We start from the raw sequence: 6032 nt of genomic DNA, 5'->3' as shown, positions 1-6032 counted from the left end.
CGGTCCCGAGACGGTGCTGCCGGGCGATTACGTGCTGGTCGAGGTCAGCGATACCGGCAAGGGCATCGCCCCGGCGGACCTCGACAAGATCTTCGAGCCCTTCTTCACCACCAAGGAGGTGGGCCACGGCATCGGCCTCGGCTTGTCGACGGTCTACGGCATCATCAAGCAGACCGGCGGCTTCATCGTGCCCGAGTCCAGCCCCCGAGGCACCACGTTCCGGATTTATCTGCCGCGGCACGAAGTCCAAGAACCGGCCCGGGCGGTCCCCCAGGAACCGGCCCCGGCGGGGCCCCGCGATCTCACCGGCAAGGGCACCATCCTGCTGGTCGAGGACGAAGCGCCGGTGCGGCAGTTTGCCGCCCGGGCGCTGGAGAACAAGGGCTATTCGGTGCTGGCGGCCGATTGCGCCGAGGCGGCGCTGGAGCTCTTGGACGAACACGACGGCCCCATTGATCTCGCCATCACCGACGTCGTCATGCCGCGCATGGACGGCCCCACCATGATCAAGCAGGCGCTGAAGGTGCAACCTGATCTCCGCGTCATCTTCATCTCGGGCTACGCCGAGGACGTTTTCCGCCAGAGCCTCGACTTCGAACTGCCCTATTCGTTCCTGCCCAAACCCTTTTCGCTGGAAGATCTCGCCACCCGGGTCAAGGAAGTGCTGGGGTAGCGGTCTATTTCGGACCTGAACATTTCGTCAACATGTGCCAAAAAATACATTAAAATCAATGACATAAAATTTCCCCTTGCGCATGAGAACAAAACATGTACATTGTCCTTCCGTTGCAACTGCCGACACCGTATGGAATAACAGGGAAACAGCTCATGGCGGATACCGCGCTACGTCTCGTCGAGAAGGAAGGCATGGACAGGAACAAGGCTCTCGAGGCTGCCCTGGGGCAAATCGAGCGGGCTTTCGGCAAGGGCTCGGTGATGAAGCTGGGCCAACGCCAGCAGGTTCTCGAGATCGAGGCCATCTCGTCCGGCTCGCTGGGGCTCGATATCGCGTTGGGCATCGGCGGCCTGCCCAAGGGCCGGGTGGTCGAGATCTACGGCCCCGAAAGCTCGGGCAAGACGACGCTGGCGCTGCACACCGTGGCCGAGGCCCAGAAGGCTGGCGGCACCGCGGCTTTCGTCGACGCCGAGCACGCCCTCGATGCGGGCTATGCGGCCAAGCTGGGCGTCGATATCGAGGAGCTTTTGATCTCGCAGCCCGACACCGGCGAACAGGCGCTGGAGATCACCGATACCCTGGTGCGTTCGGGCGCCGTCGACGTACTGGTCATCGATTCGGTGGCGGCCCTGGTGCCCCAGGCCGAACTGGAAGGCGAGATGGGCGACACCCACGTCGGCCTGCAGGCCCGGCTCATGAGCCAGGCGCTGCGCAAGCTGACCTCGTCGATCGCGCGTTCCAATTGCATGGTCATCTTCATCAACCAGATCCGCATGAAGATCGGCGTCATGTTCGGCAGTCCCGAAACCACCTCGGGCGGCAATGCCTTGAAGTTCTATGCCTCGGTGCGCCTCGATATCCGCCGCATCGGCGCCATCAAGGACCGCGACGAGGTGGTGGGCAACCAGACCCGGGTCAAGGTGGTCAAGAACAAGGTGGCGCCGCCCTTCCGCGTCGTCGAGTTCGACATCATGTATGGCGAGGGCATCTCCAAGTTGGGTGAGCTCATCGATCTGGGCGTCAAGGCCGGCGTGGTGGAGAAATCGGGCTCGTGGTATTCCCACGACGGCCAGCGCATCGGCCAGGGCCGCGAGAACACCAAGCAGTTCCTGCGCGAGACACCCGAGGTGGCCCAGGCCATCGAGCGCGAGGTGCGGCGCGATGCCGGCCTGATCGCCGACGCCATCGCCGCCGAATCCCTGGGCCAGGCCCAGGACGACGCCGAGGAGGAGAGTGCCGAGGTGGCCGAAGGGGCCTGAGCCTTGGCTGGCCACGAGATCGGAAAAGGGCGTCCTTTTGGACGCCCTTTTTGCTGCCGTCGTGCTTCCCTGGACAGGCATTCCGGCAAAGGCTACAAGCGGGGGCCACCATCGCGGATCCCGCATGCCAACAGTCAACGACATCCGGCGCAGCTTCCTCGACTTCTTTGCCGCCAACGACCACGCCGAAATAGCCTCGGGCCCGCTGGTGCCGCACAACGATCCGACGCTGCTCTTTACCAGCGCCGGCATGGTGCAGTTCAAGAACGTCTTCACCGGCGTCGAGAAGCGCGACTACCAGCGTGCCGTGACCAGCCAGAAGTGCCTGCGCGCCGGCGGCAAGCACAACGATCTCGACAACGTCGGCTACACCTCGCGCCACCACACTTTTTTCGAAATGCTGGGGAATTTCTCCTTCGGCGACTATTTCAAGGACCTGGCCATCGAGTTGGCCTGGAAGCTGGTGACCGAGGAATACGGCCTGCCCGCCGAGCGCTTGTGGATCACCGTCTACCATGACGACGATCAGGCTTTCGATCTCTGGAAGAAGATCAGCGGCGCGCCCGACGAGCGCATCATCCGCATCAATACCTCGGATAATTTTTGGTCGATGGGCGACACCGGCCCCTGCGGACCCTGTTCCGAGATTTTCTACGATCACGGCGAGCACATCGCCGGCGGCCCGCCGGGCAGCCCCGACGAGGACGGCGACCGCTTCGTCGAGATCTGGAACCTGGTCTTCATGCAGTACGAACAACAGGGCCCCGACCGGCGTGTCGAGCTGCCCCGGCCCTCGATCGATACCGGCATGGGCCTCGAGCGCATCGCCGCCGTGCTGCAGGGCTCGCACGACAATTACCAGATCGACCTGATGCAGGCCCTGATCGCCGCCTCGGCCGAGGCCAGCGGCCAGGAGCCGGACGGCCCCCATGCCGTCTCCCATCGCGTCATTGCCGATCATCTGCGGGCTTCGAGTTTTCTCATCGCCGACGGCGTGCTGCCCTCCAACGAGGGCCGCGGCTACGTGCTCAGGCGCATCATGCGGCGCGCCATGCGCCACGCCCACATGATGGGCTGCCGCGAGCCCCTGATGTGGCAACTGGTGCCGGCGCTGACGAACCAGATGGGTCAGGGCTTTGGCGAACTGGGCCGTGCCGAGGCACTGATCGTAGAGACCCTCAAGCTCGAGGAAACGCGCTTCAAGAAGACGTTGGAGCGTGGCCTCAAGCTGCTCGAAGACGAACTCGGGCGGCTGGGCGGTAGCCAGGCGCTGCCCGGCGAGGTCGCCTTCAAGCTTTACGACACCTTCGGCTTTCCCCTCGATCTCACCCAGGACGCCTTGCGCAGCCAGGGCCGCGAGGTCGATCTGGCCGGCTTCGACGTCGCCATGGAGCGCCAGCGCGCCGCCGCCCGGCGGCAATGGACGGGATCCGGCGCCGCCGCCACCGAGGAAATCTGGTACGACCTGCGCGAGGAGGCTGGCGCTACCGACTTCCTGGGCTACGACAGCGACGTCGCCGAGGGCGTCGTCCAGGCCATCGTCGTCGACGGCGCTCGAGTCGACCGGGCGCCGGCCGGCAGCGAATGCTTGGTGGTAGCCAACCAAAGCCCGTTTTACGGCGAATCCGGCGGCCAGGCCGGAGACAGCGGACGTATGAGCGGCGCTGCTACCACCTTTGTCGTCACTGATACGCTCAAGAAGCTCGGCGATCTGCACGTCCACCAGGGCCACCTCTCGGACGCTGAGCTCAAGGTCGGCGACGAGTTGGTCATGCGGGTCGATGGCGAACGCCGTGCGGCGCTGCGGGCCAACCATTCGGCCACCCACCTGCTGCATGCCGCGCTGCACCGCCAACTCGGCGAGCACGTAACGCAAAAGGGCTCGCTCGTGGCGCCCGACCGGTTGCGTTTCGATATTTCCCAACCCAAGGCCATCGGTGATGACGAACTGGCGGCCGTCGAATCCGAGGTCAACGGCCGCATCCGCGGCAATTCCGTCGTCACCACGGTGCAGATGAGCCCCGACGAGGCGGGGGAAGCCGGTGCCATGGCGCTGTTTGGCGAAAAGTACGGCGACGAGGTACGCGTCGTTGCCATGGGCGACGATGCCGAGGAGCGCTATTCGGTGGAGCTTTGCGGCGGCACCCACGTCCACCGCACCGGCGACATCGGGTTCTTCAAGATCGTCTCCGAGGGCGCCGTGGCAGCCGGCGTGCGCCGCATCGAGGCGCTCAGCGGCGCCGCCGCCATCGCCCATGCCGGCGAACAGGAACGCCTTCTCAAGGGTGTCGCCGCGGTGCTCAAGACGACACCGGAAGAGGCCGGCACGCGTGTCGCCGCGCTGCTCGACGAACGCAAGCGGTTGGAGCGCGAGCTGACCGAAACGCGCCGCAAGCTGGCCACCGGCGGCGCCGCCGAGGGACCGGCGGCCAAAGAGATCGCCGGCGTGCGCTTCATCGGCCAGCGCCTCGACGGCGTGGCGCCGCGCGACCTCAAGGGCATGGTCGACGACCTCAAGAAAAGCGGCCCCGGCGTCTACGCCCTGGTCGCCGTCAACGACGGCAAGGCCTCGCTGGTGGTCGGCGTCAGCGACGAGCTCTGCGGCCAGCTCAACGCCGTCGACCTGGTCAAGGCCGGCTCGCTGGCCGTCGGCGGAAAGGGCGGTGGCGGTCGTCCCGACATGGCTCAGGCCGGTGGCCCCGACGGCGACAAGGCCGACCAGGCCATCGCTGCCATCGAAAGCGAGCTGGCGGCGGGTTAATCTTCGCTGCCGAGCCGCTCGATCTCGGCCAGATCTTCGGCCGAAAGCGTCCATTCGACCGCCTTCAGGTTCTGCTCCAGCTGTTCGTCGTTGCTGGCCCCGGCGATGACGCTGGGCACGGTTTTCTGGGCCAGCAGCCAGGCGAAGGCGAGGTCGGTGAGGCTCTTGCCACGGGCCTCGCAGAACCCGGCGAAGCGCTCGACCAGTTCGAGGTTGCGCTCCGTCAGGAAGGTGTTGGCCAGGCGTTCGGTATAGGAAAGCCGGCCATCGGCCGCCCCGCCGGCGCGGTATTTGCCGGTCAGCAGACCCGAGGCCAGAGGGAAGAAAGGCAACAAGCCGAGGCCATAGGCCTCGAGCGCCGGGACGACCTCGCGCTCGACCTCGCGGGCCAGCAGGCTGTAGTGCTCCTGGCTGCAGATGAAGGCGTTGGTGCCGAGTTCGCGGGCCAGGTACGTCGTTTCGACGGTCCGCCAGCCGGCGAAGTTGGAACAGCCGATGTAGCGCACCTTGCCCTGGCGCACGAGGTCATCCAGCGCCCGGAGCGTTTCCTCGATGGGCGTCCTGGGATCGGGCTGATGAAGATAGTAGAGGTCGATCCAGTCGGTCCGAAGGCGCCGCAGACTGTCCTCGACCGCCGCCATGATGTAATGCCGCGAGCCGCCGTGGCGCTCGTTGCCCATGTCCATGCCGAACTTGGTGGCCAGTACGACATCCGCGCGGGCCTTCCCCAGCGCCTTGCCGATGATCTCCTCCGAGGTGCCGGTGGTGGTCATGGGATAGACGTCGGCCGTGTCGATTAGCGTCACGCCGAGATCGAGTGCCTTTTCGATGACGGCGATGGATTGGGCCTCGTCGAGGCGGCCACCGAAGTTGTTGCAGCCCAGTCCCAGGGTCGAGACCTGCAGGCCGGAAGTTCCCAACTGTCGTTTTTCCACGTCATACCTCTTCTGCTCGCTCCAAGCCTAGCCCGGATTCCTCACCCGGTGATGGCTCGCGCAGGCCATGACGCGGAGAGAAATGCGGGCTGGCAGCGTTCAACTCGTCAGCAGGCAGGAGATGAGCCCGAGCAAGCCGATCACGGTGACGACGCTGCCGCCGACCTTGGCGGCCATGCCGCCGGCCTCGTTCCTGAAGCCGACGTAAATGGCGGCAACGCCGATACCGATGGTGGCCAACGACAGCAGAGGGCAAAGCACCTGACCTGCCCCCAAGGTTTGTACCATATCCTATGTTAGTCTGTTTGCCATCCGTTCTGAGGCCCGGTTCGGCCGCAGCCCATCAACAGCGAAGGCCGGAACGGGCCGGTGGTGCAGAATAGTCTCCGGCGCCGGTGGCC

The 6032-nt window shown here is 65.5% G+C and carries 5 protein-coding genes; 3 read left to right on the top strand and 2 right to left on the bottom strand.

The window, feature by feature from the left end; genetic code table 11:
- The 3 genes from QGG75_20810 to alaS all read left to right on the top strand — a co-directional run.
- Positions 1-673, top strand: a 673-nt coding sequence (locus QGG75_20810; GenBank protein MDP6069671.1) for a response regulator, incomplete at its 5' end; no start/stop codon positions are given.
- A gap of 155 nt (positions 674-828) precedes the next feature.
- Positions 829-1935, top strand: coding sequence for a recombinase RecA (gene recA, locus QGG75_20805; protein MDP6069670.1), 1107 nt, complete (start codon positions 829-831; stop codon positions 1933-1935).
- 124 nt (positions 1936-2059) lie between these two features.
- The gene (alaS, locus tag QGG75_20800) at positions 2060-4696 is read left to right on the top strand and encodes an alanine--tRNA ligase (GenBank protein ID MDP6069669.1); all 2637 of its coding nucleotides are present in this window, start codon (positions 2060-2062) and stop codon (positions 4694-4696) included.
- On the opposite strand, the gene QGG75_20795 is transcribed toward alaS, so the two are convergent.
- Both QGG75_20795 and QGG75_20790 read right to left on the bottom strand, forming a co-directional pair.
- Positions 4693-5631: an aldo/keto reductase gene (locus QGG75_20795; protein ID MDP6069668.1), complete on the bottom strand. Its 939-nt coding sequence runs from the start codon at positions 5629-5631 to the stop codon at positions 4693-4695. The genes alaS and QGG75_20795 overlap by 4 nt on opposite strands.
- Before the next feature lie 99 nt (positions 5632-5730).
- On the bottom strand, positions 5731-5892 hold the full coding sequence (locus QGG75_20790) for a hypothetical protein (GenBank protein ID MDP6069667.1): 162 nt from the start codon (positions 5890-5892) through the stop codon (positions 5731-5733).
- Between the last annotated feature and the right edge of the window lie 140 nt (positions 5893-6032).

The organism is Alphaproteobacteria bacterium (genome assembly GCA_030740435.1).
Lineage (GTDB): Bacteria > Pseudomonadota > Alphaproteobacteria > UBA2966 > UBA2966.
Note: the sequence above shows the minus strand (reverse complement) of the source record. Positions and strands in the feature narration are given on the sequence as shown.

Coding starts and splice junctions, on each gene's coding strand:
- recA (MDP6069670.1), top strand. CDS start 829: ATGGCGGATACCGCGCTACGTCTCGTCGAGAAGGAAGGCATGGACAGG.
- alaS (MDP6069669.1), top strand. CDS start 2,060: ATGCCAACAGTCAACGACATCCGGCGCAGCTTCCTCGACTTCTTTGCC.